Raw genomic sequence first — 25,671 nt, 5'->3', positions numbered from 1 at the left:
TCAGCCTTCCAAAATTGCCTTGATATCTTCGGGCGCGCCCACGTTGCGCGTCTCTGCGCCCTTGGCGATGCGCCGGATCATGCCCGTAAGCGCCTTGCCTGCGCCGATCTCCCAGAACCCGGTCACGCCATTTTCGGCCATCCACTCCACCGAGGTTTTCCAGCGCACCTGCCCGGTCACCTGTTTGATCAGCAGCGCCTTGATCTCCGCCGGGTCTGTCACCGCCTCCGCCGTCACATTCGCCACCAACGGAACAGCAGGCGCCTTCATCTCGGCGCTGTCCAATGCCTCAGCCATCTTCTCCGCCGCCGGCGCCATCAGCGCGCAATGGAACGGCGCGGAGACCGGCAGCATCAGCGCCCGCTTGGCACCCGCCTCCTTGGCCAGCACGCAAGCCCGTTCCACCGCCGCCTTGTCGCCCGAAACCACATTCTGCGCCGGATCATTCTCATTGGCGACCTGGCAGACCTCACCTTCCGCGGCCGCCTCCGCCACCTTGGTCACCGTGTCAAAGTCGAGCCCCAGCACCGCCGCCATCGCCCCCTGCCCCACGGGCACGGCCTGCTGCATCGCCAACCCGCGCGTGCGCAAGAGCCGCGCTGCATCCGCGACCGACAATGCACCTGCGGCCGCCAGCGCCGAATACTCCCCCAGCGAATGCCCTGCCACATGGCTCGCACGCTCCAGGCCGAACCCTTCCGCCTCCAACGCGCGCAACGCTGCCATTGATGTCGCCATCAGCGCCGGCTGCGCATTCTCGGTCAGGGTGAGCGTCTCGACCTCGCCCGCCCAGATCAGCGTGCTCAGCTTTTCGCCCAGTGCCTCATCGACCTCGTCGAAAACCGCCCGCGCCGCCGGATAGGCCTCGGCCAACGCCCGGCCCATGCCGATCGTCTGTGCGCCCTGCCCTGGAAATACAAATGCCGTGCTCATGATATGCCCCCGTTCCGGTTCTTGGCTCCCCGCTTAGCCTGCCCACAGCGAGGGCGCAACGGCAAGGCGCGCGAAAGCGCGCAGCGCCTGTGCAGCGAACGCCATTGTCCCGCGAGCCCAAGCATCTACTCTAAAGACCACACCAACAGCCTTCGGAGACGGCAGATGGCCCTGTCCAACACATCGACCCACTACGGCGGGGTCACCAAGACCTTCCACTGGCTCACCGCCCTGCTGATCCTCACGCTGATCCCGCTGGGCATCTACGCCAACTGGCTGCCTTACGACACCTCCGAAGAGCTGGCCCGCAAGGCCTGGCTCTTCTCGCTGCACAAAACCCTCGGCGTGACCGTCTTCTTCGTGGCCCTCGCCCGCATCGTCTGGGCGCTACGCCAGCCGAAACCCACGCTGCTGCACCCCGACCGCAAGCTCGAAAGCCTTGCGGCTGAGACCGTGCACTGGCTGCTCTATGGCTCCTTGCTGCTGGTACCGCTGTCCGGCTGGATCCACCACGCCGCCACCGACGGCTTTGCGCCGATCTGGTGGCCACTGGGGCAAAATCTGCCCTTCGTGCCCAAATCCGAAACGCTCGCCTCCACCGCCGCCGGGCTGCACATCGTCTTTGAACGGGTGCTCGCCGGATCGATCCTCCTGCATATCGCAGGCGCCCTGAAACACCACATCATAGACAAAGACGCGACGCTCCTGCGCATGCTGCCGGGTCGTCCCGCCATCACCGCCCCCCTCACCCCGCACCACGTGGCGATGCCCCTGATCAGTGCGCTGGTGATCTGGGCTGGGGCCTTGGGCATCGGCAACGCACTGGGCTTATACGAAAAACACACGGTCGCCGTGGCCGCCGCCGAACTTGAAGCGGTGCAATCCGAGTGGGCCGTGCAGGAGGGCGACATCGCCATCACTGTGAAGCAGCTCGGCTCCGATGTGACTGGCAGCTTCGCCGACTGGACCGCCGCCATCACCTTCGACGACAGCGTCACCGAAGGCCCCGCAGGCACCGTTGATGTCACCATCGCCATCGGATCGCTGACGCTTGGCTCTGTCACCGGTCAGGCCCTGGGCGCCGACTACTTCAACGCCGATGCCTTCCCCACCGCCCGCTATACCGCCGAGCTGATCCGCAGCCCCGAGGGCGACCGCGCCGAAGGAACGCTGACCATCAAGGACCAATCCGTGCCGGTCTCCTTCGCCTTCGATCTGCAGATTGCCGATGGCGAGGCCACTGTCACCGCCGAGACCACACTCGACCGGCGCAACTACGGCATCGGCGAAAGCCAGACCGACGAATCCTCGGTCGGCTTCTCTGTCGGTGTCACGATCTCGCTGACCGCAGCCCAGGGCGGCTGACCCCGCCCCTTCACCCTTCCAAAAATACTCATCCGCGCAGCAGCCGCCACAAACACACCATCAGAAACGAAAAAGCCGCGCCCTGAAACCAGGACGCGGCTCTCTCATAGGTAACGCGCAGACTTACTCCGCCTTGCTGGCCTCGATGGAGATGCGCACCTCCACCTCGTCACTCACGGCAGGCGCGATGGCGCCAAGCCCAAAGTCCGAGCGCAGCAGTGTTGTTGTTGCATCAAACCCGGCCCAGGCCTTGTTGGCCATCGGGTGCGTGCCGGTCTGGTTCAGCACCGCGTCCAGCACCACCGATTTCGTCACGTCGTTCATGGTCAGATCGCCGGTGATCTTCGCGGTATCCTCGCCCGTCACCTCAATCGCCGTTGACGTGAACGTGATCAGATCACCATCCTCGGCCCCGAAGAAATCCGCGGAAAAGAAGTGCTGCTCGCGCTTCTCCCAGCCGGTGAACATGCTCTTCACAGGCATCGAGACCGTCACGGAAGAGGCTGTGGGGTCCTCCTGATCAAACATGATCTCCCCCTCAAAACCGGAGAACATGCCAAAGGTGGTCGAATAGCCCAAGTGGTTATAACTGAACAAAACCTGGCTGTGGCTGGAATCCAGAACATATTTCTCCGCCGCAGCAGAGGCCATGGTTGCGGATGCAGCCAAAGCGGCGGCAAGAACAAAGGACTTCATTGAGGGAACCTCCGGTTTGTTGAAAACATGCACTTAATGTGGGGCTTTGAGCGGGTGAGACAATTCCACAGGTTCGAACAAATGCTGCGCGCCAGCGAACATCGGCCCAGTGACCTCTTGCGCCACAGGCCTAGCCGTGTATACGGACGCATCCTTTTGCAAACACATGAACCGCGCAGTCTCTCGTGGTGGGGCCGCAAAAGGCCATCGCCCCTCCTTTGAAATGCGCCTTGATAGAAATGAGGACCACACATGCCTTTGTATGAGCATGTCATGATCGCGCGTCAGGATCTCTCCAACACGCAAGCCGAAGGGCTGATCGAACACTTTGGCGCCGTCCTGTCGGACAATGGCGGCAATCTCGTGGATCACGAGTACTGGGGCGTCAAGACGATGGCCTATAAGATCAACAAAAACCGCAAGGGCCACTATGCCTTCCTGCGCTCGGACGCCCCCGCGCCGGCCGTGCAGGAAATGGAACGCCTGATGCGCCTGCATGACGACGTGATGCGCGTTCTGACCATCAAGGTCGATGAACACGCCGAGCTGCCGTCGGTGCAGATGCAGAAACGTGACGAGCGTGAAGGCCGTCGCGAGCGCCGTTGATCAGCTTTAGGATAAGGACATAACCCATGGCCGCTAAACCATTTTTCCGCCGCCGCAAGGTCTGCCCCTTCTCGGGCGACAACGCGCCGAAGATCGACTACAAAGACACACGTCTGCTGCAGCGCTATATCTCCGAGCGTGGCAAGATTGTGCCCTCCCGTATCACCGCAGTCTCCGCCAAGAAGCAACGCGAACTGGCCCGTGCCATCAAGCGCGCCCGCTTTCTGGCTCTGCTGCCCTACGCCGTGAAGTAAGGAGCTGACCATGCAAGTTATCCTTCTCGAACGCGTCGCAAAACTGGGTCAGATGGGCGAAGTCGTCGATGTGAAACCCGGCTACGCCCGCAACTTCCTGCTGCCGCAGGGCAAGGCGCTGTCGGCCTCCAAGGCCAACATCGAAGCCTTTGAGGCGCAGAAAGCCCAGCTTGAAGCGCGCAACCTGGAAACCAAGAAAGAAGCCGAAGCCCTGGCCGAGAAACTCGATGGGCAGCAGTTCATCGTGATTCGCTCCGCCTCCGACGCAGGTTCGCTCTATGGCTCCGTCACCACCCGTGACGCGGCTGAGGCGGCCACCGCCGCTGGCTTCTCCGTCGATCGCAAGCAGGTTGTCCTGCAGCCGATCAAAGAGCTTGGTCTGCACGAGGTGACCGTCGTGCTGCACCCCGAGGTAGACGCCACCATTCAGCTGAACGTCGCCCGCTCCGAAGAGGAAGCGGAACTGCAAGCCTCCGGCAAATCCATTCAGGAACTGGCCGCTGAAGAAGAAGCCGCAGCCGAATTCGAAATCGCCGAGCTCTTCGACGATATCGGTGCTGCGACATCCGATGACGACGATCTGGCGGAAGCCGTTGCCGAAGACAGCGACGCCGCCTCCGGCGACCAGGAAGACACCGCCGGCCGCAGCTGATCTTCCCGCTCTAGAGACAAGAAAGGCCGGTCGCATTTGCGCACCGGCCTTTTTTCTTGGGCGCACGCCCGGCGTTACGTCATTCCGGGCATCCGGCAATCAGCTGCATCCAGTTGCAACACCGGATCTTCGGGCCCGCAGGTCTCGCCACTGACCGGATAGGTCTCGGGCTGCGTGCAGGCGGCCAGCGCAACCACCCCAAACGCAAGCATCATGTGTCTCAGTGTCTTCATCATGGCCTCTTTCCTGACTGTGATGCCCCTACCTAAACAGCCTGTTCCTCGCAGGACTTGACCCACATCAACAGACCAAAGGCGACGTCACGTCACGCTGGCCACAGAGGCAGATGCCCCGTCGCCGAGCCACGTTCACTCTGCAAATATCAGGCGGTATCACCCCCAACCCTGCGCGCCGCACCGCGTATTCGGCGCAGGTGACATCCTTGTAGAGGCCGGATTGGCCCTCGGATGCGTGGATGATCAGCAATCCGCCGCCCTGCGCCTCGGCCCCCTCTTGCGGTCCACGCGACGATGGCCGATATCCCGTCACTGACTGACAAGGACCGCCCCCATATGCTGAACCGCCGCCATTTCTTTTTGCTCTGCGCCGCACCGCTCGCCGCCTGCGGGGCGTCCGAGCCTGCCGACCTCAACCCACCGCTCTATCCCAATGAGACGCCCGAGCTGCGGCGGTTGATCAACCAATATGCGGATCTCTACGAGTTGCCGCGCCCGCTGGTGCACAAGCTGGCGATCCGCGAAAGCACGCACCGGCCCTGGGCGCGCAACGGCCCTTACTACGGGCTGCTGCAGATCCTGCCTCAGACCGCCCGCACCATGGGCTTTCGCGGCCAGCCCGAGGACCTGCTCGATGCCGAGACCAATCTGAAGTACGCGCTGAAGTACCTGCGCGGTGCCTGGCTGTTGTCGGATGGCGATCACGACACCGCCATCATGTGGTACGCGCGCGGCTACTACTACGAGGCCAAGCGGCGCGGCATGCTGGTGGAAACCGGCCTGCGCCCGGGCTGACCAAAAAGGGCCGCGGCAGTCTCCTGCGCGGCCCTTTTTTGTATCTGCCTGGTCGGCTTACTCGTCTTCGAGCGCCTCAACCGCCTTTTGCAGATCGTCCTTTGAGACCTCTTTCTCGCTCACAGTCGCCTGCTCAAAGACGTGGTCCACAACCTTGTCTTCAAAGATCGGTGCGCGCATCTGCTGTTGCATCTGCTGGTTTTGCTGCACAAACTCAAAGAACTGACGCTCCTGGCCCGGGTACTGACGCGCCTGTGCCATGATCGCTTGGGTCATCTCTGCGTCCGTCACTTCAACCTCAGCCTTCTGACCAATCTCGGCCAGCAGCAGGCCCAGACGCACACGGCGCGTGGCCAGCTTGTTGTGCTCGTCCGTGGCTTCGATCTCCGGGTGGTCGTGGCCTTCCACATCCGGGTTCTCCTCGTGCCAGAGCTGATGCGCGATCTGCTTGGCCTCCGCCTCCACCAGCGAGGGCGGCAGGTCGAAATCAACCAGACCGTCCAGTTCATCCAGCAACCCACGCTTCATGACCGCGCGGGCGGCACCGGCGTATTCCGCCTCCAAACGCTCGGAAATCTGTCCCTTCAGGGCCGCCAGATCCTCCGCACCAAACTTCTTGGCCAGCTCGTCGTCGATCTCGGCCGCAACCGGCTGTTTCACTTCTTTGATGGTGCAGTCAAAGACCGCCTCTTTGCCCTTGAGGTTCTCGGCCTGATAGTCCTCGGGGAAGGTTACGGTCACGGCTTTCTCTTCACCGGCCTTCACACCAACCAGCTGCTCTTCGAAACCGGGGATGAAGGAGTTGGAGCCCAGCACCAGCGGGTAGTCCTCGGCTGAGCCACCCTCAAACGCCTCACCATCGACCTTGCCAATGAAATCCATCACAACCTGGTCGCCGTCCTTGGCCTTGGAGCCTTTCTTGCGCGCCTTGAAGTCCTGCGCGGTCTCAGCCAGATTTCCGAGCGCCTCGTCCACCGCCGCGTCCTCGGCCTTCACCACCAGCTTTTCGAGTTTGATCTTGCCGTAGTCGACCTCCGGGATCTCGGGCAGCGCCTCGTAGGACATCGACACTTCGACGTCGTCGCCCTCTTTCCAGTCCTCATTGGTCATCTTGACCTCGGGCTGAAGCGCGGGGCGGTCGCCGGAGCTTTCAAAATGCTCGGACATCGCGCCATCAATGCTCTCCTGCATTGCCTCGCCCATGACGCGCTGGCCAAACTGCTTTTTCAGCAGTGCCATCGGCACTTTGCCCTTGCGAAAGCCCTTCATCTCTACCTCGGGCTGTGCTTCGGCCAGCTTTTCGTTGACCTTGGCCTCCAGCTCCGCCGCCGTGACGGTGATGGCATAGCCGCGTTTCAGACCTTCGTTCAGCGTCTCGGTAACCTGCATGTGTGCTCCATAGAATTAAGGCGCGCCAGGCAGGCGCGGGCAACAAATTTGCGCCGTTCTATGTGCCCAGACGGAAAGGTGCAAGAGGCGTGATGCGCAAAGCGACACGCCGTCACAACAGGGCTGCGCCTCGCAGATTACTGGACATAGAGCTGTACGGCGGCGTTCATTTCCTTGAGCACCTGATCGCTCAGATTGGACAACCGGATCTTGGTCTCCGCTGGCACCTCTGCCTCACCCTGGATATCAGCGACAAGCTGCTTGAACTCTTGCCATGTCGCGTTGGTCACCTGCAACTGCGCCAGCGTCGCCTCATTGGGCGGCGGCAGGATCCCGTCCGCTTCCGATCCGGTCATCAGCCGGGCCATGGCATCATCAAAGTCCTGGATTGTCGCCTCCACCAGGTCCGACGCGCCCAGCCCATCCAGGCCAATGATCTTGAAGCACACCTCCTTGGAAACCTTCTGGCTCAGCATCCGCTGCCGTCCGGCGACCGCCACCGTTTTCAGCAGGTCCGGCGACATGTTGTCATTGGTGTAAATATCGGCCATGGCCATCACGGTCTCGTGCATCTGTTTCAACGTGGCCATATTCAGCGAGACAAGCTGCTCCATTGGAATGGTGTGGAAGTCCCCGGCGGAGATCTGCTGTGCCGCGGGTCGAAACTGCTCCCAAAGCGCTTCGATATCATCGAGCGCCGCCAGCACCCCCGGATCCGTCTCAGGCAGAAGGCCAAGCTCGGCATCGCCATCCCGCAGCCCGACCAAAACCCGGTTGAAGTCCTCAACATTTTCCTGCGTGCGCTGCGCAAAGCGGTCAGGCGCAACACCAGCCATCACGAAACAGGCGTTTCTTGTGAGCTGTTGCGTCAGCATCCGTTCGCGGCCAGCGAGGTTCATCCGGTCCCGCGCATTGCTCTCCGCAGTAATCTGTCCGGAGTGCCCCGGGGTCGGCCAAACCAGAAAAGACATGGCAAATGCGGTGGCCAGGACGCTCATGTTGCCATTTTTAAGTAGCATTTCCTGCATATATTCACTCCAACGCCCCCGTCTGGCCCAAGTATCCCCTCAAGTATGAAGATTTTGTTACCGGTCGCAGCCGCCAGCACCGATCCTGTTACACGGAATCGATCACTCCAGGTAGAGCGCAAGCATCCCATCGGTCAGCGCAACAATGCTGTCGCCCAGTTCCGCAGCCTGCGCCAGGATCTCGCGATCAGGCGGCTCGGGCAGCAGACCACGCTCCAGCACCGGGCGCAATTCGGCCCACAGCGTCTTGATCTCCATCACCTGCTTGATCGCTGCGAGGTTTGGCGGATCAGCGATCCCAAGGTCGAAATCACCAGTCTCCATGGCTGCAAGCACGCGGTCGAACTGGTCAATGGTTGTTCGCAGATCCTGTTGCATACGGGCGCGCATCAAGTCGATGGTGATATAGCAGAGCTCCTTCATCGCCTTGCGGGCCAGCATGCTTTGACCTGCCGCGTGGATCACGGTGTTGACCATCTCCTGACGGGTCACAAGCCGCTGCCGATAGACACCATCCAAAAGCAGCAGCACGTCCTCCAGATGGCCAGTCACAACCGGATCCAGCGAGATGAGCTGCTGCACGGGCACGGCGTGGAAATCGCCGGACATCACCTGCCGGGAGGCGGGCGCGAAGACCGCCCAAACCTCGCTGATGCGCGCCAGTGCGGCCAGCGTCGACGCGTCACTCTCGGGGAGCGTGATACCTTCCGCCCCGCCAGAAAGCAGAGCCGAGGCATTGTCATCGAACATCATCGACGCCATGAACGCCTGCTCCGCCTGCATCTGCGGAGAAACCCCCGCCATCAGATAGCAGGTGGATTTTGCCATGGTCTGCGCCAGGGTGCGCTGCTGCGCCGCTGTCTTGATCCGCGCGAGGGCATCCGCATGTTGCTGCTGCAGATCAGCAGCAGCAAACGCGCTGCCAATTGTGGCCAGCGCGGCCGCAATCGCTGCCGTAAACCGGATGAACCTGCGCATCGCCTACCTCTTTGTCGCAGAAGGCGCTTATCACCCGAAGGTTAAGTTGAGGTTGCGCGGCGCGAAAACACGCCAATCTATCTGAGACAGAAGACCGGCTCAGATCGGTGCAACAGCCCTGCCAGGCGTGCACCTGCGTCTGATGTCCGGCGCAGGCAAACCCCGTCAGGCCGTGCGCGAAAAGCACATAACCCTGGTGTCGACACTCGGACGCACGGCCATCTTGCCAATACGGTCCAGAACAGAGCGATAGGAGCTCGCTGCCGCCTGCGCCAGGGCGCGCTCATCCGAGGACAGGGTTCGCGCTGTGGCTGTGTGCCGGTGTGCCGTCTGACGGGTGCTCTCGCGGCGCTGCGAAGACGCCCTGGCACGCTGTTGTGTCTGCTCGCGGGCTTGCTGTGCGGCTTTTTCTGCCGCCGCTCGGAAGGTCTCGCTTGCGGCCTTTCTCTTTGCGGCAAACTTGTCGTCCTGCGCGGCTTGCTTTGGCTTTGCCGCCTGCTCTTTGAGATGCGCCACCAGCGTGTCAACCGCTGCGTTGATCCGCGCCATGTGACGGGAGGCACTGGCCCGATCCGCCGCATGATCCGGATGATACTTGCGCGCTAAGGCCCGCCGCACCCGGCGCACATCTTCCAAGGTTGCATGATCATCAAGGCCGAGGACGCGTGCCGCATGTTCCGGTGTTGCTGCCATGTTGTCGCTCCGTGATCCGAGATAATCGTTAAACTTTTCTCCTTATACTGCCGAAAATTTTATACGAATACGTATTTACTTGTAGATGGTTAACCCGGGCGGAGGTTGCGTAGAGGTTGATCTGCCGTGATCCCTGCGCATGCGAGCGGGGTCGCCAAATGGTGCCTGACCATGGCGACAAGACCCGCGCATCATGAGATTATGCGCAGCGTTTTCTCGGACGGCCCGGAGCATCGAGGGGTGCGACCATGCCGCAACTGTCCTGCGATGCGTCATGACAAAAGACATCCGCCGCGCGCTCCCGCAGCCACCGGATAGCGGTTTGAACGCGCAAGGTCTGTACCGTGTCGGGGTGCGCGTGCAGATGCAGCACCCGGGTGAGCTGATAGTCCGGCGCATCGATCCGCTGCAGCTGCGGGTCCTGCGCGGCAAGGCACACCGGCAGCAACCCCTTGCCCAGCCCCCCGGCAATGGCAGAGCGCACAAGCCGGGCATCATTGGCGGTGACTTGCAACGTCTCCTCCGGCTTGCGCATCTTTTCGAGGAATTTGGCTGGGGCGCGCCGGGTGCTGCTCTCATCCATCATCGACAGCCAGGGGAGATCGTCGTGATTAAGCCCGCGCGGCGCATAGACCGCAAAGGGCACCTCGGCCAGTTTGATCGCAAATTCACCCATCTGGGGCGGGTCCTCAAACCACAGCGAAATTGTGGCCGCCGTCCAGGCGGAGGACATCGGCGGGCCGGACGACAGCCGCAGCGACATCTGCGGATGCGCCCGGGTAAAGGGCGGCAGAAAGCGCATGGCCAGCTGTTCCAGAACCCAGTGCTCACCCTTGATCTGCAGTTGCCCCACCGGTCCGCTCTCTGGGGCGGCGGCGACCTCGGCAATGGTATCGGCGCGCCGTTCAATCTCCATCGCGTGCACGATGAGCTTTTCGCCGACTTCGGTGGGCAGAATGCCGACCTTCGAGCGCAGAAAAAGCGTGGTGCCCAGGGCCGCTTCCAGCGCCGAGAGGCGGCGCCCGGCGGTGGACTGATCAATGCCAAGCTGCGTCGCGGCACGGGTCAAAGACCCGGAGCGGACAATGGCCAGCAGAACCCGCAGATCATCCCAGTTCAAGTTCACGATCTGACGCCCTTCCTGTCCCTCTTCGCGATTTGCGGCGCCGCGCAGTCTGGCTGACCCACCCACCTCGGATTGGGCCAAAGACATAACAAAACTTCAGCGGCCTGCGCGCAAACCCCAGATACATACTGAAATAAGCTGATCTGCCCCGGGGGCCGATCAGTCGTCAGAGCATGTCACAGGTGGTGCGGCAAATCCTGACCGAGTTCTGACAAAAGACTGACATGCCAGGCCGTCAGACTGCTGCAGGCACCCGTCCGACAGACAAAAAGCGTTCACTGATGCAGAAGTCGCGCACCAGAGCCTGACCCATCTGGCGATGTTTCTGCGCTGTCTCGACTGCCCCACCCCCTGCGTGAAGCGCAGCCAAAGTGGCGTGAATTCGAGGGGTGAAGAAGAGATCCCCCGCAGCCTCTGCACAGGTCAGCGCATGGGTCGCCGCGGATATCCCGGCCTCGACCTCGCCTGCGGACAGATGCGCTTCTGCCCGCAAACCGTACCAGTTGGCCAGCTGCACACCCGCGCCCGTGGCCTCAAAGACAGTGATCCCTTCGTCGAAGGCTGCTTCGGCAGCCTCGGAAGCTCCGGCCCGTCCGAGTGCCCAGCCGCGCATGACCAACCCTGTTCCCAGCCAGAAAGCAAAGTCATGCTCGCGGCTGATATCAACAGCGCGGTCGGCCAAGCGCAGACAACCGGCCGCATCCCCAAGAAACATATGAGGCTCCGAGCACAATGCGAAGTGGATGGCCCGAGCAAAGGGGTTGTCGAACTGCTGGCTCAGCCGCTCGGAGGTCTCGATATGCGCAAGCGCTTCCTCGGTGCGCCCCATCAGGCTGGCCGCCCAGGCTGCGTAAGACGCGCAGGCAACGGCTGAATTCTGCGCGGGCAGCGTGGTCGGGGGCGCGTTTTCCACACAGGCAAGCCCTGCCGCCAGATGCTTTTGCGCCAGTTCCGTCTTCCCCTGATGCAAAAGCACCTGGCCCAGGCTCGCCTCGGCCTGCACGGTCAGCGCCGGATCGTCGAGCCGCGCCGCAATGGCGTTCAGCTTGCGTGCAAAGCGCAGTGCCTCATCCAGCTCACCGCGCACCCAGCTGTAGATCCAGAGGCCGACGAGGCTGCGAATGTCCGACTTCAGATCGCCGATGTCAGCGTTGAGCACACGTGCCCGCCTGTAGGCCGCCCCAACGTCCGACGCCGCATACCCGCGCAAAGCCGCCAGAGCTGGCGCCAAGCAGAGCTGCAGCTCAAGCTCGCGTTGCCCGGCCTGCGGTGTGTCGGCGTCAATCAGGGCCAGACCGTTGCGCGCAAAGGCAATAGCCTCAGCGCGAGCGGAGCGGCGCAAGGCGTCGCGGCTGGCCCGTGTCCAATGTGTCAGCGCCTGGTCTGGCTGGCCGCCCTGCTGGTGGTGCCAGGCCAGGGTTTCAGGGCGCGCGTCCAGCAGCAGGCCGTCGTCCTGCAACAGTTGGGCAATCTTGCGGTGCAGTCCCGCCCGTTCCTCCGGCAAGATCATGGCATAGGCGGCATCCTGGATCAGCATGTGCCGAAACCCGTATCCCTCGCCCTCACCGCGCAGCACGCCCGCCCGCAGCAGCCCTTCCAACAGCGCCGCAACAGCATCGGGCGCGCAGCCGGTGATGGCCTCGATCAGAACCTGAGAGGCCCCCGGTCCAACCACCGCGACAGCAAAAGCCACTGCACGCGAGCGCGGCTCCAGCGTGCCGAGCCGGACAGAAATGACCGCCTGTACCGTATCCGGCAGGTCGGTCGCCGGGTTTCCGCCAGATTGCGCGGCCAGTGCCAGCTCTTCGATGAAGAACGGGTTGCCACCGGCCCGGCCCACAAGGTGATCTGCGCCGCTTTCGTCCAGAACCGCGGCACCCACGGTCCGCCGCAAAAGCGCGAGGCTGTCAGCGGTGCCCAGCGGCGGCAGATGCAACACACCTTCGGCGAGGGTCGGCATCTCGGTGGGGCGGGTGGTCATGACCACCAGCAGGCGTTTGTCGCCCAGATCCTGCAGGATGGCGTCGAGACAGGCCTGCGAGGTGGCGTCGATCCAATGTGTATCCTCCACCGCAAGCAGCAGCGGTTGCGCCTCACAACGCGCCGCGAGCATGCGGTTCAGGAGGGCAAAGCCGCGCTGGCGACGTTGATGATCGGACAGCGTTTTGAGTACCGCCTCCGCGCTGGGATCGTGATCTCTGAGGTCGCGCAGCAGGGCTGCGTCGATCTCGTCTCGCAGAATGCCATCGGGGGCCACGGCAAAGAGCGCGCGGCACAGATCCCCAATCAGGGCGCCCGGCGTATTCCGACGCGCAGGCAGACATTGCAGGGTGAGCGACCAGCCCGGCGCATCTCCAACCTGTAACAGGAACTCCGCCAGCAGGCGCGATTTGCCGATCCCCGCAGGGCCCGACAGCACCACAGCCTGCCCGCTCCCCCTTAACGCGCGCGCATGGCTTGCGTTGAGAAAGGCCATCTCCGCCTCGCGCCCGACAAAGCCAGCCGCATCGCGTTGCGGTCGCGCGGGCACGCCAGACTGCATGCTATTGAGATTAAGGAGACAATGCGCACCCCCACTCCGGCTGGTCTGCGCCTCGTCGCGCAGCTGATCCCGGGCCGCGGTGCTCAGAAGGATCTCTCCTGTATTGGCCCGTCCGGCGAGCGCGGCGGCCTGCCGCTCTACCGCGCCGGGGGTCTGCCACGGCGTGGCGTCCTGCGCCTCGCCGGACGGCGCCGGACCGGTGTCGATGCCGACACCCAACGGCAAAGCTGCATTGTCTCCGGCGGCGCGCAGTTCCAACGCGCAATGCGCGGCCCGGCGCGGACCATCCTCGCAGATCACATCAAGGCCAAACGACACCGAAAACCCATCCGTGCCCATGCGTAGAAGACGGCCATCGAAACGGGCGACGATATCCTGTGCAGCCGCGATGACCGATTTGGCCGCGGCCTCTGTCTGTGCTGTCCACCCCACATCACCGCTGTGATATCGTACAGACAGCGCGGTGATCATGCGCTGTTCACGCAGGACTGCTGTCTGCTCCGCGTGGGGCGGCGCATCCGGCCCGGTCGGCTGCTCTGGCGTGACCTCCGCAACAAACCGAAACCCAAGCCCGTGGTGTGTCCTGAGAATATCGGGGCGATCTCCGCCCCGCGCCAGGGCCTTGCGAATAAGGCTGATGGTCTTTTGCAGCGCCGCTTCGGACACCTGTGCGGACCAGAACGTATCGAGCAGCTCAGCCTTGGTGACCAGCCGATCGCGATGCTCAAGCAGAAAGCACAGCACGTCGAACGCCTTGGGGCCCAAGGCCACATGCTGCTGAGCGTCGCGCAATTCGCGACGCTCGATGTCCAATAGAAATGTGTGAAACCGGAAAATCATGGGCCGCGCGAGCATACCCCCGCCAGCCCGCTGATAAAAGCCTCTGTCCGATATGCGGCCCAGCAGCCCGGGATCCGCTGATACCGCCAGAGACAGGGCGGCGCTTACATGCCAAGCGCCTGTTTATACATGTCGAGCACCGCTTCTTCCTCGGCAATGTCGTCAGCATCACGTTTGCGCAGCGCAATCACCTTGCGCATGACCTTGGTGTCATAGCCGCGCGCCTTGGCCTCGGCCATCACCTCTTTCTGCTGCTCTGCCAGATCTTTCTTTTCCGCATCCAGCCGCTCGATCCGCTCGACAAACTGGCGCAGCTCATTGGCGGTGACGCGATAGGTGGCATCGCCCACGGCGTCCGGGGCGGCTGGATCGGGTGTGCTGTTGCTCATGAAGCTCTCCTGGCGGCTGGTGTGGTCTAGATCGCCGTGTGCCTAGCCCCGTCGCGCCCGACCTGCAAGTCGCTTTCCCATCAGCGGCCAGCCGCTTGCGCTTGGGCGCGCGATTGGGTAGCTGCAGCCTATGGAACCCACAACGACATCCGTGTTCGATTTGCTGGTCTGGGGTGGCGCAGGGCTGTCCCTGATCGGGCTTTTCGGGCTTATCTGGTGCATCATCTACGTGGCGCGGGCCCGCAAGGCCAAACTGTCGGATGACGACATGCGCAATCATTTGCGCAAAGCCCTGCCGATGAACCTCGGGGCGCTTTTTTTGTCCGTGATCGGATTGATGCTGGTCATTCTCGGTATTTTCCTGCGCTGACTGCGACGCAGCGCCCGATGCTAGAACCGATCCGTCTGGACAGCTGGCCCCGCTTTGCCTAGAGCTTGCCTATGGATATGCGCCAAATCACATCGACTTTCTTTGCCGCGCCACAGATCAGCCCCGAGGACATGCCGGACATCGCAGCCGCAGGGATCAAGCGGATCCTGTGCAACCGTCCGGATGCCGAGGTGCCCCCCAGCCACCATTGTGCGCATATGCAGGCCGCCGCCGAGGCCGCAGGGCTTGAGTTCGTCGTGCAACCGCTGACCCATCAGACCATGACACCCGATGTGATTGCCGCGAACCGCCAGTTGATCGACACGTGCAATGGGCCGGTGCTGGCCTATTGTGCCTCGGGCACCCGGTCGACAATTGCATGGGCGCTTGCAGCCGCACAGGACATGCCCGTGGAGCGGGTTATCGAGGCCGCGCGAACCGGCGGCTATGATCTGCGAAATCTGCAGCCGACCTTGATGGCGGTGGCCGCAATGGCGCGCGACGGCAACGGCTGACTCCGAGGTGCTCAGATCTTAGGCCACTGCGCGGCGCAGGCACCCTGGTGAAACCGATCTGACGGCATCTCTGTCTACATCAGATTTGGTTTTGACCACTCCTCGCGACGCCGCGAACGTTCAAACCTGTGATCCGCACATAGGGTTTGGGTCCAAACTCCCTTGCCAGCAGGCTGATCCAAACATCATGCAGTATTCAAATCAGCCAAGCCGGGTATCTCGGGCAGGGCGTCATCGCCATCACCCTCGGGCAAATCCGGAAGGTCAGGCAGATCATCAAGGTCGGGCAGATCAGGAAGGTCGGGAAGGTCCGGCAACTCGCCATCATCAGCAACAGCGACATCAGCGACATCAGCGACATCAGCGACATCAGCGACATCAGCGACATCAGCGACATCGAGATCCGGTAAATCAGGCAGATCGTCCATAGCGGGAAGGTCAGGCAGGTCTGGAAGATCATCAGCGAAGGCCGGGCTGTCCATCATTTGATCTGGAGATGGCAGGGCGCCAAGCGGTTCGGGCGCGTCGGCAAATTCCACATCCGGCAGATCGGCACCGGGCGCGTGGCCGGATTGCGGCTGCGGCTTCGACCGCGTGCCATGCCCCGCGATGCTGTCCAACTGCACCGCGCGCTGGCCGTCGACCTGCCCCATCGCGCCGCGACTGATGGTGCGGCCGTCGATGGTCTTGATCTCCACTGTCTCGAATGCGTCAGGCCGCAGGACAAGCTCGTCTCCCGGCTGCAATTTCTCCAGTTTGGAGAGCGTCATGCGGACGCGGCCAAGCACCGCCGTGAGATCCGCGTTGATCTCCATCACAGTCTTTTCAAAAGTCACCGGAGCCACCGGCCCCGTCCCCGGCCCAGCCTCCACCTGCGCCACGACGGCGGAGGCATCCTGGACCGGAAGGAACAGCGTCAGGTTCGACTGGAAGACGCCGCCCGCGACATCCAAAGTCAGCTTGAACAGGCGGTATTCGGTTGCATCAAGCGCCAGGTTGAACAGCCGCGCGCTTTCCACCCGGGCACCAAAGCGGTGCACCGGGAAGGCCAGACGGTCCTCATGGCTCTCCAGCAGCCCATTCGCGCGTTGAAACAGAAGGTCGACCAGCGGCGCGCAAAGCGAGGCATCCGTCGAGGTCAGCGGCCGCGGCTCAGGTGGTGTGGCGGATATCTTGCCGGTGGTCTGCTGCTGCACCATGGCCGAGACCAGCTCCGGCCCGATCATGGCGCCCCCAGCGCAGCTGCCCGGACCGTCAAGAACCATCATAAGCGCGGCATCATCGAGCTTGTCGGAGAGCGCGTCTGCCTCACATTTCTCCTGCGTGAGGCCTATCACCACCAGCGCCATGTCAAAAACATCATCCGCGATCTTGGCCAGGCTCACACGCAGGGCCTTGGGCACGGTCATCGCCCGTGCCTGATGTTCCTGCTTACCTGCCTGCGCCTTGCGCTGCAAAACTGACATCGATGGCCCTTGTCAAGATATTCGGCGGCTCGCCCACAGCAGCCGGTCCTTCGTAAGCGGAGATAAAGGCCAATGGTTACCATTGCCTTTATCTGTCAAAAGGCAGAGCGTTTTTCTGCGGAATTTCTACTGCGCGGCCAAGGCCTGTGCATGGGGCAGTGTCACCCGGAACGCCGTGCCGCCTGTGCCATCGAGATAGCGCACATCGCCGCCCAGCCGGGACATGATTTCGCGACAAATGGCCAGACCCAGCCCCGCGCCCGCACCGTCCTCTGCCCCGATGCGATTGAACTTCTCGAACATGACATCGCGGGCCTCCGCCGGAATACCGCTGCCATTGTCCATGAAATCCACCAGAACCGCCTCGGCGGTCTGACTGACCACGATGCGCAGCTCCGGCACCTGCGCCGCGCAGTATTTCTGGGCATTGGTGATCAGATTGATGAAGACCTGACTGAGCCGATCCAGATCGGTGTGCAGGGTCACCGTCTCATCCAGCCGCCTGCGCCGGAAGGTGATCGGGCGCGCCTCGCTCGCCTCTGCCGTGGCGACCGCATGATCAAGCAGATCCACCAGCCGCCCGGATTGCTGGTTCAAGGTCACCTGCCCGTTCTCCAGCACGCTCAGATCCAGCAGATCATCGAGCAGCCGCGTCAGCCGAATGGCCTCCACATGGATGATATTAGCGTATTTCGACTTCTCCATGGGGCCAAGCCCGTCGGTATCGCGCAAAATCTCCGAAAAGGCGCGAATCGAGGTCATCGGCGTGCGCAGCTCGTGGCTGATCTGGCTGAGGAAGGCGTCTTTCTGATCGCTCAGCTGCATCAGCTTGTTATTGGCGTCGCGCAGCTGTGCCGCCGTTTGACTGAGCTCTCGCGATTTGGCCTCAAGCTGGTTGGAATACTCCAGGATCTGGGCGGATTCGTCAGCGACCGCCAGCAGATCCTGCACCGAGACGGCGGTGCCGCCCACAATCTGGCTGATCATCGCATGGGCGGTGGCACCACCAACGGATCCAGCCAGTTCGCGTTCCAGCTGTTGCAGGAAAACGGCTGTGGGCTCAGGCAGATAACCGCCGCGCCCCTGCGCGTCGGCCGCCGTCTGAAACAGCCGCTGCGCCTCGTCCGCCCCGAGGATGCGTTGCGTCATAATCATCAGATCCTCACTCTCGGCCACAGAGGCCTGCCAGCCGCGGGTCTGGCCGGAATGCTCAAAGACATTCACAAACTGCGCGCCCTGCAAACGCTCCAGCGGATGCGGAAAGGTCACCAGGGACACCGACACAAAACCGATCACGTTCAACAACAGGCTCCAGAAGATCGCATGCACGGTCGGGTCGAGCCCCTCAATGCCAAAAAGCGCCTGCGGCCGGACCCAGACGAGGCCCCAAAGGCCGGTTTCAAAGGTCGCAAGGCTGAGCGCCGCACCGGGTCCGAAGCTCGGCAGCAACATGGTGAAGATCCAGACGGTGAAGCCAACGCCGAGCCCGACAAAGGCGCCGGCGCGCGTGGCGCCACGCCAGAAGATGCCACCCAGCATGGCGGGCAGAAATTGAGCCACGCCCGTAAAGGATATCAGACCAATCGCCGCCAACGCGCCCGACCCGCCAGACATCTGGTAATAGATGTAGCCAAGCGCGATGATGGTCAGGATCGAGAGCCTCCGCGCCATGATCACCACATTGCGCACATCACCGGACTGAGTCGCCCCGCCCTGACGCACATGCAGGAACACGGGCATGACCACATGGTTCGACACCATCGTGGACAACGCCAGCGTTGCCACGATCACCATCGAGGTGGCCGAAGAGAACCCGCCCAGAAAGCTGAGCATCGCCAGACCTTCCTGCCCCTGGCTGAGCGGCAGGCTGAGCACAAAGAAATCCGGGTTCGCACCGGCGGGCAGAAGATCGAGGCCTATCACCGCAATCGGCACCACAAAAAGGCTCATCAACATCAGGTAGAGCGGGAATGCCCAGCTGGCGATCTGCAGATGACGCTCGTCATCATTCTCCACCACCATGACCTGAAACACACGTGGCAAGCAGAGGAAGGCCGCCGCCGACACGAAGGTCAGTCCGGCCCAGCGGCTGCCATCCATCTCCCAGGTGCCAAGGTCCGAGGCATCGATCCGGGCCAGCGTCTCAGCCACACCTCCGGCGATGCCCCAGACGACAAAAGCGCCAACCGCAAGCAGGGCGATCAGCTTGACCACAGCCTCAACCGCGACGGCGATGACCACGCCGTGCTGACGTTCATTCACATTGAGGTTGCGCGTCCCAAAGAGCACCGTGAACACAGCCAGACCTGCGGCGATCCAGAAGCCCGCAGCCCGCGCCGCGCCCTCGTCAACCGGCTCCGCCAGCCCGCCCGCGGCAAAGATCGACAGCGACGCGATCACCGATTGGAATTGCAGCGCAATATAGGGTGTCACCCCAATCACAGCCATGACCGTGACCACAATCGCAAGCCCGTTTGACTTGCCATAGCGCGAGGAGATCAGGTCAGCAATCGAGGTGACCTTATGGGTGCGCCCGATCCGGACCAGCCGCCGCACGATCCACCACCAGCCGATCATGACGAGGCTGGGGCCCAGATAGATCGTCACATACTCAAGCCCCGACCGCGCCGCGTAGCCCACCGCGCCGTAAAATGTCCAGGCGGTGCAGTAGATCGACAGCGACAGCGTATAGACCAGTGGCGACCGCAGCAGCCAGCCTGCGCGCCCGCGCATACCTGCCCGTTCGGCAAAGAAGGCCACGCAGAACAAAAGCGCCACATAGGCCAGCGACACGGCCACCAGAATATGCAGGGAGGCCACTAGGCCTCTCCCCCCTCATCGTCGCCCTCCGGCAACCTGTGGGAGCGGCGCGCCAGACCATAGCACGCCAAGATCAGCAGCACCCAGACCCCAAAAATGTAAAGCAGTGCCCGTGACATGGAGATGCCCTCCCCCGTCACGGACCCGGAGGGCCAGAGCAGCGGGATCATCCAGAGCACAACTCCCAGGACCACAAGCAGACGCAATGCGTCCATCCAGCGCCGCTGCCGGTAGCTGCCCCGTTCCAGAAAGAGCGGTGAGCGGGGCTCGGCCATGGTTCAGGTCCGCTGGCCGTGCACGTAAAGCAGATCGCGCACCGCAGTGAGCACTTCGGTGTTGGAAAACGGTTTGGTCATGAAGCGGCTGACACCCGCCTTCTCCGCCATCTCGCGGTCGCGGCTTTGCCCGCGCGCGGTCAGCATAAGCACCGGCAGATCCGCCGTTGCATCATCGCCGCGCAGCTCTTCCAGAATATCGAAGCCGCTTTTGCCCGGCAACATCACATCCAGCACAACCAGATCGGGCTTGCGATCCCGAATAACGTCAATCGCGCTGGCCCCATCTGAATGTGTATCCACGTCCCAACCCTCGCGGCTGAGCAAAAACCGTATGGCTTCGACGATGTTCATCTCGTCTTCCACCAAAAGCACTTGCTTTCCCATTGCGGCCTCCTCCCAAAAGGCACAGCCCCGCCAGACCATCGGCCCGTCTCCCTCGGGGCGGAGACCAAACTATCGTCGGTTTTGAGCGACCTGTCAAAGTGTTGCAGACAGATGACCTGAGGTCACAACCCGCCGGTCAGGATCGACGGCTCACGCCGACCCGGGCAAGGCTCACGCGGGCAGACACCACAGGAGGCGCCGACCTCCAGCGCCTCACCGCTGTCAGCTGCGGCGGCAGGCAGCACCAGCATACTCGCCTGCAGCAGCGGCGCGCTGTTGTAATCCGGCTGGCCAACCGTCTCGGCTACAGCCACGCAATCGAAGGCGGCACGCCCGCGCCCCAGCTGCACCACGGGTGTCCGGATCAGACGCCCCGGCTGCGCCAAGGCCGCAAAGAGCGGCCAGAGCGCGCAGGCCGATCCAAAGCGGGGGATCACAAAGCCCGCCGCGGGCTTGCGAAACAGCAAACTGCCTGCGCGGTCACAGATCACCAGGCCGAGGTTCAGCTCCGGCAAGCTGGCCAGACGGCGCAGCACCATCGGCACCGGTACGCCAAGACGCCGGGCCAGCGCCACCGGATCCGGCCCCAGCTCCTTGACCGCGCGCCGCACCGCCGCGCGCGGGGCCTGCGCTGCATCTTCGGCCACTTTCTGCAAAATACCCCGCGCCATATGCCGCGCCGCATTGGAGCGCAGGGCCGTTGCCTTGGTTACAATGCTGTCAGGGGTATCGGCCCCGCTCTCCAGCGTTTCAAAGGCGAATTTATGGTCGGTCAGGAACGCCTCCAGCTCGTCCTGCGGGCTGGCGCCTGCGTCTTCCACACCCTGCCCTTCATCGAGATATTGCACCAGCGCGCGCGAGCTGTCGGCCAGGCGGCGGCTGTCCTGATCAAGGTTGCCGTGAAAGCGGTCGCGCCAGTCCTGCGTCAAATCCGGGTCTTCGGCCAGAATGGCGGCGGTGGAGCGGATCGCGGCAGCCGTGGTCAGCAGCTCGTGCACCGAGGTGGCCAGATGTGGATCGTGCGTCAGCCGATCCGACAGGGTTTCCACCGTGCGCTCCAGGCTGGCGATGCGGCGGTGACTGGCGGCCAGCACCTCGGCCCAGCCGGGAAAGCGACCCGCCAGCTCATCCGCGCGCTCGGCTTCCGCGGCGGGCAGATTGGCCTGGGTCGCCGCCTCGCGCAGCGTGGCCATCAGCGCGGCCTCGGCGCCTTCGGTCAGCATCGTGGGCTCCACGTCCAGCACCCGGGCAATATCCAACAGCAATTTGCCGCCGATTCTGCGGCGATTGTGCTCGATCAGGTTGAGGTAGGAGGCCGATATACCCAACATACGCGCAAGATCGGCCTGCCGCAGGCCCGCAACCGAGCGTCTTTCCCGAATGCGACTGCCGGTCATCCCTTCGCGTGCCATCGTATGCCCTCCCGCATTATCATGGGTTTTCAACGGGTTTCTGCGCCGCAATATCACTGAATTTACAAATACCCAGGCGCTTTTGTCGATTTATTTACAAAATAAGTGAGCATTTCAAGGCACTTGTTGCGCAATTTTCAGAGCCTGCGCGATAGTTCCTTTGCACGCTTGCGTGCCGCTTACATGGATCGCGGAGGAAAGATCCGGCAAGCGTATGTATCTTATGGGAGGACATTCATGTCTAATTCGAAACTGACGCGTCGCGGTCTGATCAAGACCGGTGCCGTGGCCGGGGCGGCCGGTCTGGCGCTGCCGACGTATCTGCGTGCTGACGGGCATGCGGGCTTTCTGAACGCGCCCGCGGGCAGCACCGTGACGCTGGGCTTCAACGTGCCTCAGTCCGGGCCTTACGCGGACGAGGGTGCGGACGAGCTGCGCGCCTATGAGCTGGCGGTCGAGCACCTGAACGGTGAAGGCGACGGCGGGATGATGAACACGTTCACGTCCAAGGCCCTGAAAGGCAACGGCATTCTCGGCAAGAAGGTCGAATACGTCACGGGCGACACGCAGACCAAATCGGATGCCGCCCGCGCCAGCGCCAAGTCGATGATCGAAAAAGACGGTGCGATCATGATCACCGGCGGCTCCTCCTCCGGTGTGGCTGTGGCCGTGCAGGCGCTCTGCCAGGAGGCGGGCGTGATCTTCATGGCGGGCCTCACACACTCCAATGACACGACAGGCAAGGACCGCCGGGCCAATGGCTTCCGGCACTTCTTCAACTCCTACATGTCGGGCGCGGCGCTCGCACCGGTGCTGGCCAACGCCTATGGCACCGACCGCAAGGCCTATCACCTGACGGCGGACTACAACTGGGGCTACACCACCGAAGAAGCGGTGAAGACCTCCACCGAAGCCATGGGCTGGGAGACGGTGAATGCGGTAAAGACACCGCTGACACAGACGGATTTCTCCTCCTACATCGCGCCGGTGCTGCAATCGGGCGCCGATACGCTGGTTCTGAACCACTACGGCGGCAACATGGTCAACTCGCTGACCAACGCAGTGCAGTTCGGTCTGCGCGACAAGCAGGTCAACGGCAAGGACTTCCAGATCATCGTGCCGCTTTACTCGCGTCTGATGGCAAAGGGGGCTGGTGCCAACGTCAAGGGTATCTTCGGGTCAACCAACTGGCACTGGTCGCTGCAGGACGAAGGCTCCAAGGCCTTCGTGAAATCCTTCGGCACCAAATACGGCTTCCCACCCAGCCAGGCCGCGCACACCTGCTATGTGCAGGCGCTGCTCTATGCGGATGCGGTCGAGCGGGCGGGCTCGTTCAACCCCTGCGCGGTTGTCGAAGCGCTGGAAGGCTTCGAATTCGACGGCATGGGCAACGGCAAGACGCTCTACCGAGCCGACGACCACCAGTGCTTCAAGGATGTGCTGGTCGTGAAAGGGAAAGAGAACCCCTCATCCGAGTTCGACCTTCTCGAAGTCGTCGAGGTCACCCCGGTCGAGCAGGTCACCTACGCGCCTGATCACCCACAGTTCGCGGGCGGCTCCCTGGGCACCTGCAACCCCGGCGCCTAAGCTGATCTCAGGGCGGAGCCGACGCTCCGCCCTGTCTCGCCCGGGCGAGCCCCGGGCCCCAACGCGATTCCGACAGGTGGGACCATGGACGCAATCATCCTGCAAATTCTCAACGGGCTCGATAAAGGCTCTGCCTATGCGCTGATTGCGCTGGGTCTGACGCTGATCTTCGGCACGCTCGGTGTGGTGAACTTCGCCCATGGGGCGCTGTTCATGATCGGGGCCTTCTGCGCCGTCACGCTCAGCCGCATCCTCACCTTCAGCCACACGGTGATCGACGAGACCAAGAAAGACTTTCTCGGTAACCCACTGAAAGTCGAGGTCCCCTACATTTATGACATCTTTGGGCAGGCCACGGGCGATGTGATCATCGACTGGGCCGTGCCCATTTCGATCCTCTTTGCGATTCCGGTCATGGTGGCCATCGGCTTTGCGATGGAGCGGGGTCTGATCAAGCATTTCTACAAGCGCCCGCATGCGGACCAGATCCTCGTGACCTTTGGCCTGGCGATCGTGCTGCAGGAAATCATCAAGTATTTCTACGGCGCCAACCCGATCCCCACGCCCGCGCCTGCCGCCTTCACCGGCTCCTTCGATTTCGGCGCGATGCTCGGCTTTGATCCGAACACGATCATCTACCCGTACTGGCGTCTTGTGTATTTCGCCTTTGCCGCTGTGATCATCGGCGCGGTATTTGCCTTCCTGCAGTTCACCACCTTCGGCATGGTCGTACGTGCCGGCATGGCGGATCGTGAAACCGTGGGGCTGCTCGGCATCAATATCGACAAACGCTTCACCATCATGTTCGGCATCGCCGCCGCGGTCGCGGGGCTCGCAGGCGTGATGTACACGCCGATCAACTCGCCCAACTACCACATGGGCATGGATTTCCTCGTGCTCAGCTTCGTGGTGGTCGTTGTGGGCGGCATGGGCTCGCTCTCGGGCGCCGTGCTCGCGGGCTTCCTGTTGGGCGTGCTTGAGAGCTTCGCCTCTATGGCTGTCGTGCTGGAGACCCTGCCGGGCATCAACCAGATCATCATCTATCTGGTCGCCATCATCATCTTGCTGACACGTCCCCGGGGCCTCATGGGCCGCAAAGGCGTGATGGAGGACTAAGCCATGGGCCTGAACAAGAGAGACGTCACCCTTCTGGTCATCGTGGCCATCCTCTGCCTCTTTGCGCCTTTCATCCTGAACCCCTTCCCCGAAGGCTCGGCCATGGCGCAGTTCAACGCAGGCTACCCGGATCTGATGCAGCGACTGGTGATCTTTGGCATCTTCGCCATTGGTTTCAACATCCTCTTTGGCCTCACCGGCTATCTTAGCTTTGGCCACGCGGCCTTCCTAGGCGTCGGCTCCTATGCGGCGATCTGGATGATGAAGCTGCTGACGATGAATGTGATCCCCGCGATTATCATCTCGGTGCTGGTGGCCGGTCTCTTCTCGCTGCTGGTGGGCTGGATCTCCCTGCGCCGCTCCGGCATCTACTTCTCCATCCTGACGCTGGCCTTTGCGCAGATGTCCTATTCGCTGGCCTATTCGGTGCTGACGCCGATCACCGGCGGTGAAACCGGGCTGCAACCGAAAGTGAACGACCCGCGTATCCTCGATGGGGCTTTGGCCGAAGGTCAGACCCCGCGCGCCAACCTCTTTGGTCTGCAAATGAACCAAAGCTACGAGATGGCGGTGGGCGACTGGGTCTTTACCTTCAACGCCGGCTACTATCTGGCTGCAATTGTGATGCTGATCGCCTTCTACATATCGATCCGCATTTTCCGCTCGCCCTTTGGCATGATGCTGCGGGCGGTGAAATCAAACCAGCAACGGCTGAACTACACCGGTCTGAACGCCAAACCCTATACGCTGGCGGCTTTCGTGATCTCGGGCATGTACGCCGGGCTTGCGGGCGGTCTGCTGGTCGCGATGGACACGCAGGTGGGCGCGGAGCGGATGTTCTGGACCGCGTCCGGTGAAGTCGTGCTGATGACCATCCTCGGCGGGGCTGGCACGCTGATCGGCCCGGTGCTGGGTGCGGGCTTCATCAAATACATGGAAAACATCGTGTCCAAGATCAACAAGTCGATCCTCGAGCAGTGGTTTGCCTTCATGCCCGACGGGATCGAAGACCTGCTGGTCACCCTCGTCTACCCCTTCATCGGCAAGGGCTGGCACCTGACCTTGGGCATTCTGTTCATGCTGGTGGTGATCTTCCTGCCGGGCGGCCTCGTCGAAGGCGGTCAGCGTGTGGGGCGGCTCTTCAAGCGCAAGAAGCCAGCGGGTGACAAGCCCGATGGCAAGACGACCCCGGCGGAGTAAG

The 25,671-nt window shown here is 62.5% G+C and carries 25 protein-coding genes; 10 read left to right on the top strand and 15 right to left on the bottom strand.

Annotated elements, in window-relative coordinates; genetic code table 11:
* Positions 1-933 carry an ACP S-malonyltransferase gene (gene fabD, locus So717_RS08230; RefSeq protein ID WP_159975928.1) on the bottom strand — a complete coding sequence of 311 codons (933 nt, stop codon included), beginning with the start codon at positions 931-933 and terminating at the stop codon, positions 1-3.
* Between the two features lie 165 nt (positions 934-1,098).
* Between fabD and So717_RS08225 the strand changes: the two genes are divergently transcribed.
* Positions 1,099-2,298: a cytochrome b/b6 domain-containing protein gene (locus So717_RS08225; protein WP_159975925.1), complete on the top strand. Its 1,200-nt coding sequence runs from the start codon at positions 1,099-1,101 to the stop codon at positions 2,296-2,298.
* A gap of 123 nt (positions 2,299-2,421) precedes the next feature.
* On the opposite strand, the gene So717_RS08220 is transcribed toward So717_RS08225, so the two are convergent.
* Complete coding sequence (locus So717_RS08220; protein ID WP_159975923.1) at positions 2,422-2,994, bottom strand: YceI family protein; 573 nt, start codon at positions 2,992-2,994, stop codon at positions 2,422-2,424.
* Between the two features lie 252 nt (positions 2,995-3,246).
* On the opposite strand from So717_RS08220, the gene rpsF reads away from it, so the two are divergent.
* The 3 genes from rpsF to rplI are packed head-to-tail and all read left to right on the top strand — an operon-like array spanning position 3,247 to position 4,506.
* Complete coding sequence (gene rpsF, locus So717_RS08215) at positions 3,247-3,600, top strand: 30S ribosomal protein S6 (RefSeq protein WP_159975921.1); 354 nt, start codon at positions 3,247-3,249, stop codon at positions 3,598-3,600.
* Between the two features lie 26 nt (positions 3,601-3,626).
* Positions 3,627-3,854: a 30S ribosomal protein S18 gene (rpsR, locus tag So717_RS08210; RefSeq protein WP_005982441.1), complete on the top strand. Its 228-nt coding sequence runs from the start codon at positions 3,627-3,629 to the stop codon at positions 3,852-3,854.
* Between the two features lie 10 nt (positions 3,855-3,864).
* Positions 3,865-4,506 (top strand): 50S ribosomal protein L9, encoded by a 642-nt coding sequence (gene rplI, locus So717_RS08205; protein WP_159975919.1) that lies wholly within the window; start codon positions 3,865-3,867, stop codon positions 4,504-4,506.
* A gap of 74 nt (positions 4,507-4,580) precedes the next feature.
* Here the strand turns inward: rplI and So717_RS22035 are convergent, their stop codons facing one another.
* The gene (locus tag So717_RS22035) at positions 4,581-4,739 is read right to left on the bottom strand and encodes a hypothetical protein (protein ID WP_174239013.1); all 159 of its coding nucleotides are present in this window, start codon (positions 4,737-4,739) and stop codon (positions 4,581-4,583) included.
* Between the two features lie 339 nt (positions 4,740-5,078).
* On the opposite strand from So717_RS22035, the gene So717_RS08200 reads away from it, so the two are divergent.
* Positions 5,079-5,537, top strand: a complete 459-nt coding sequence (locus So717_RS08200) for a transglycosylase SLT domain-containing protein (protein WP_159977092.1) — start codon at positions 5,079-5,081, stop codon at positions 5,535-5,537.
* A 57-nt stretch (positions 5,538-5,594) separates the two neighbouring features.
* Here So717_RS08200 and tig read toward each other — a convergent pair whose 3' ends face one another.
* The 7 genes from tig to So717_RS08165 form a co-directional block, all read right to left on the bottom strand.
* A complete protein-coding gene (gene tig / locus So717_RS08195) occupies positions 5,595-6,926 on the bottom strand; it encodes a trigger factor (RefSeq protein WP_159975917.1) in 1,332 nt (443 codons plus the stop codon).
* A 137-nt stretch (positions 6,927-7,063) separates the two neighbouring features.
* Complete coding sequence (locus So717_RS08190) at positions 7,064-7,924, bottom strand: type IV pili methyl-accepting chemotaxis transducer N-terminal domain-containing protein (protein WP_159975914.1); 861 nt, start codon at positions 7,922-7,924, stop codon at positions 7,064-7,066.
* A 132-nt stretch (positions 7,925-8,056) separates the two neighbouring features.
* On the bottom strand, positions 8,057-8,932 hold the full coding sequence (locus So717_RS08185; protein WP_159975912.1) for a type IV pili methyl-accepting chemotaxis transducer N-terminal domain-containing protein: 876 nt from the start codon (positions 8,930-8,932) through the stop codon (positions 8,057-8,059).
* Between the two features lie 165 nt (positions 8,933-9,097).
* Positions 9,098-9,625, bottom strand: a complete 528-nt coding sequence (locus So717_RS08180) for a DnaJ domain-containing protein (protein ID WP_159975910.1) — start codon at positions 9,623-9,625, stop codon at positions 9,098-9,100.
* A 199-nt stretch (positions 9,626-9,824) separates the two neighbouring features.
* Complete coding sequence (locus tag So717_RS08175) at positions 9,825-10,838, bottom strand: LysR family transcriptional regulator (RefSeq protein ID WP_159975908.1); 1,014 nt, start codon at positions 10,836-10,838, stop codon at positions 9,825-9,827.
* 148 nt (positions 10,839-10,986) lie between these two features.
* Entirely contained in the window at positions 10,987-14,148 is a 3,162-nt protein-coding gene (locus So717_RS08170; RefSeq protein ID WP_159975906.1) for an ATP-binding protein, read from the bottom strand.
* 89 nt (positions 14,149-14,237) lie between these two features.
* Positions 14,238-14,522: a DUF2312 domain-containing protein gene (locus So717_RS08165; RefSeq protein ID WP_159975903.1), complete on the bottom strand. Its 285-nt coding sequence runs from the start codon at positions 14,520-14,522 to the stop codon at positions 14,238-14,240.
* 130 nt (positions 14,523-14,652) lie between these two features.
* Here So717_RS08165 and So717_RS08160 point away from each other — a divergent pair, with 130 nt between their 5' ends.
* Both So717_RS08160 and So717_RS08155 read left to right on the top strand, forming a co-directional pair.
* Positions 14,653-14,892 (top strand): hypothetical protein, encoded by a 240-nt coding sequence (locus tag So717_RS08160; RefSeq protein WP_174239012.1) that lies wholly within the window; start codon positions 14,653-14,655, stop codon positions 14,890-14,892.
* A 71-nt stretch (positions 14,893-14,963) separates the two neighbouring features.
* Positions 14,964-15,407, top strand: a complete 444-nt coding sequence (locus tag So717_RS08155; protein WP_159975901.1) for a protein tyrosine phosphatase family protein — start codon at positions 14,964-14,966, stop codon at positions 15,405-15,407.
* Positions 15,408-15,592: 185 nt separating this feature from the next.
* Here So717_RS08155 and So717_RS08150 read toward each other — a convergent pair whose 3' ends face one another.
* The 5 genes from So717_RS08150 to So717_RS08130 form a co-directional block, all read right to left on the bottom strand.
* Complete coding sequence (locus So717_RS08150) at positions 15,593-16,873, bottom strand: flagellar motor switch protein FliM (protein WP_159975899.1); 1,281 nt, start codon at positions 16,871-16,873, stop codon at positions 15,593-15,595.
* Between the two features lie 126 nt (positions 16,874-16,999).
* Positions 17,000-19,693, bottom strand: a complete 2,694-nt coding sequence (locus tag So717_RS08145; protein ID WP_159975897.1) for an ATP-binding protein — start codon at positions 19,691-19,693, stop codon at positions 17,000-17,002.
* A complete protein-coding gene (locus So717_RS08140) occupies positions 19,693-19,968 on the bottom strand; it encodes a hypothetical protein (protein ID WP_159975895.1) in 276 nt (91 codons plus the stop codon). The genes So717_RS08145 and So717_RS08140 overlap by 1 nt, the downstream gene beginning before the upstream one ends.
* A gap of 3 nt (positions 19,969-19,971) precedes the next feature.
* Complete coding sequence (locus So717_RS08135; RefSeq protein WP_159975893.1) at positions 19,972-20,355, bottom strand: response regulator transcription factor; 384 nt, start codon at positions 20,353-20,355, stop codon at positions 19,972-19,974.
* A gap of 122 nt (positions 20,356-20,477) precedes the next feature.
* Positions 20,478-21,767, bottom strand: coding sequence for a short-chain fatty acyl-CoA regulator family protein (locus tag So717_RS08130; RefSeq protein WP_159975891.1), 1,290 nt, complete (start codon positions 21,765-21,767; stop codon positions 20,478-20,480).
* A gap of 237 nt (positions 21,768-22,004) precedes the next feature.
* On the opposite strand from So717_RS08130, the gene So717_RS08125 reads away from it, so the two are divergent.
* From So717_RS08125 to So717_RS08115, 3 genes are all read left to right on the top strand, one after another.
* Positions 22,005-23,354, top strand: a complete 1,350-nt coding sequence (locus tag So717_RS08125) for a substrate-binding protein (protein ID WP_159975889.1) — start codon at positions 22,005-22,007, stop codon at positions 23,352-23,354.
* 84 nt (positions 23,355-23,438) lie between these two features.
* Positions 23,439-24,470: a branched-chain amino acid ABC transporter permease gene (locus So717_RS08120; RefSeq protein ID WP_159975887.1), complete on the top strand. Its 1,032-nt coding sequence runs from the start codon at positions 23,439-23,441 to the stop codon at positions 24,468-24,470.
* A 3-nt stretch (positions 24,471-24,473) separates the two neighbouring features.
* Positions 24,474-25,670: a branched-chain amino acid ABC transporter permease gene (locus So717_RS08115; protein WP_159975885.1), complete on the top strand. Its 1,197-nt coding sequence runs from the start codon at positions 24,474-24,476 to the stop codon at positions 25,668-25,670.
* Position 25,671: the final 1 nt, after the last annotated feature.

Origin of the sequence: Roseobacter cerasinus (assembly GCF_009811755.1) — a bacterium.
In the GTDB taxonomy this organism is placed as follows: Bacteria; Pseudomonadota; Alphaproteobacteria; order Rhodobacterales; family Rhodobacteraceae; genus Roseobacter; species Roseobacter cerasinus.
This window is presented reverse-complemented; position numbering and strand designations above follow the sequence as displayed.

What these genes read in the sequence shown, in the direction of transcription:
- So717_RS08165 (WP_159975903.1), bottom strand. Translation starts at nt 14,522, where the DNA reads ATGAGCAACAGCACACCCGATCCAGCCGCCCCGGACGCCGTGGGCGAT.
- So717_RS08170 (WP_159975906.1), bottom strand. Translation starts at nt 14,148, where the DNA reads ATGCTCGCGCGGCCCATGATTTTCCGGTTTCACACATTTCTATTGGAC.
- rpsF (WP_159975921.1), top strand. Translation starts at nt 3,247, where the DNA reads ATGCCTTTGTATGAGCATGTCATGATCGCGCGTCAGGATCTCTCCAAC.
- rplI (WP_159975919.1), top strand. Translation starts at nt 3,865, where the DNA reads ATGCAAGTTATCCTTCTCGAACGCGTCGCAAAACTGGGTCAGATGGGC.
- So717_RS08180 (WP_159975910.1), bottom strand. Translation starts at nt 9,625, where the DNA reads ATGGCAGCAACACCGGAACATGCGGCACGCGTCCTCGGCCTTGATGAT.
- rpsR (WP_005982441.1), top strand. Translation starts at nt 3,627, where the DNA reads ATGGCCGCTAAACCATTTTTCCGCCGCCGCAAGGTCTGCCCCTTCTCG.
- So717_RS08150 (WP_159975899.1), bottom strand. Translation starts at nt 16,873, where the DNA reads ATGTCAGTTTTGCAGCGCAAGGCGCAGGCAGGTAAGCAGGAACATCAG.
- So717_RS08190 (WP_159975914.1), bottom strand. Translation starts at nt 7,924, where the DNA reads ATGAGCGTCCTGGCCACCGCATTTGCCATGTCTTTTCTGGTTTGGCCG.
- So717_RS08135 (WP_159975893.1), bottom strand. Translation starts at nt 20,355, where the DNA reads ATGGGAAAGCAAGTGCTTTTGGTGGAAGACGAGATGAACATCGTCGAA.
- So717_RS08175 (WP_159975908.1), bottom strand. Translation starts at nt 10,838, where the DNA reads ATGTCTTTGGCCCAATCCGAGGTGGGTGGGTCAGCCAGACTGCGCGGC.
- So717_RS08225 (WP_159975925.1), top strand. Translation starts at nt 1,099, where the DNA reads ATGGCCCTGTCCAACACATCGACCCACTACGGCGGGGTCACCAAGACC.
- So717_RS22035 (WP_174239013.1), bottom strand. Translation starts at nt 4,739, where the DNA reads ATGAAGACACTGAGACACATGATGCTTGCGTTTGGGGTGGTTGCGCTG.
- tig (WP_159975917.1), bottom strand. Translation starts at nt 6,926, where the DNA reads ATGCAGGTTACCGAGACGCTGAACGAAGGTCTGAAACGCGGCTATGCC.
- fabD (WP_159975928.1), bottom strand. Translation starts at nt 933, where the DNA reads ATGAGCACGGCATTTGTATTTCCAGGGCAGGGCGCACAGACGATCGGC.
- So717_RS08120 (WP_159975887.1), top strand. Translation starts at nt 23,439, where the DNA reads ATGGACGCAATCATCCTGCAAATTCTCAACGGGCTCGATAAAGGCTCT.
- So717_RS08200 (WP_159977092.1), top strand. Translation starts at nt 5,079, where the DNA reads ATGCTGAACCGCCGCCATTTCTTTTTGCTCTGCGCCGCACCGCTCGCC.
- So717_RS08220 (WP_159975923.1), bottom strand. Translation starts at nt 2,994, where the DNA reads ATGAAGTCCTTTGTTCTTGCCGCCGCTTTGGCTGCATCCGCAACCATG.
- So717_RS08155 (WP_159975901.1), top strand. Translation starts at nt 14,964, where the DNA reads ATGGATATGCGCCAAATCACATCGACTTTCTTTGCCGCGCCACAGATC.
- So717_RS08160 (WP_174239012.1), top strand. Translation starts at nt 14,653, where the DNA reads ATGGAACCCACAACGACATCCGTGTTCGATTTGCTGGTCTGGGGTGGC.
- So717_RS08115 (WP_159975885.1), top strand. Translation starts at nt 24,474, where the DNA reads ATGGGCCTGAACAAGAGAGACGTCACCCTTCTGGTCATCGTGGCCATC.
- So717_RS08140 (WP_159975895.1), bottom strand. Translation starts at nt 19,968, where the DNA reads ATGGCCGAGCCCCGCTCACCGCTCTTTCTGGAACGGGGCAGCTACCGG.
- So717_RS08130 (WP_159975891.1), bottom strand. Translation starts at nt 21,767, where the DNA reads ATGGCACGCGAAGGGATGACCGGCAGTCGCATTCGGGAAAGACGCTCG.
- So717_RS08185 (WP_159975912.1), bottom strand. Translation starts at nt 8,932, where the DNA reads ATGCGCAGGTTCATCCGGTTTACGGCAGCGATTGCGGCCGCGCTGGCC.
- So717_RS08125 (WP_159975889.1), top strand. Translation starts at nt 22,005, where the DNA reads ATGTCTAATTCGAAACTGACGCGTCGCGGTCTGATCAAGACCGGTGCC.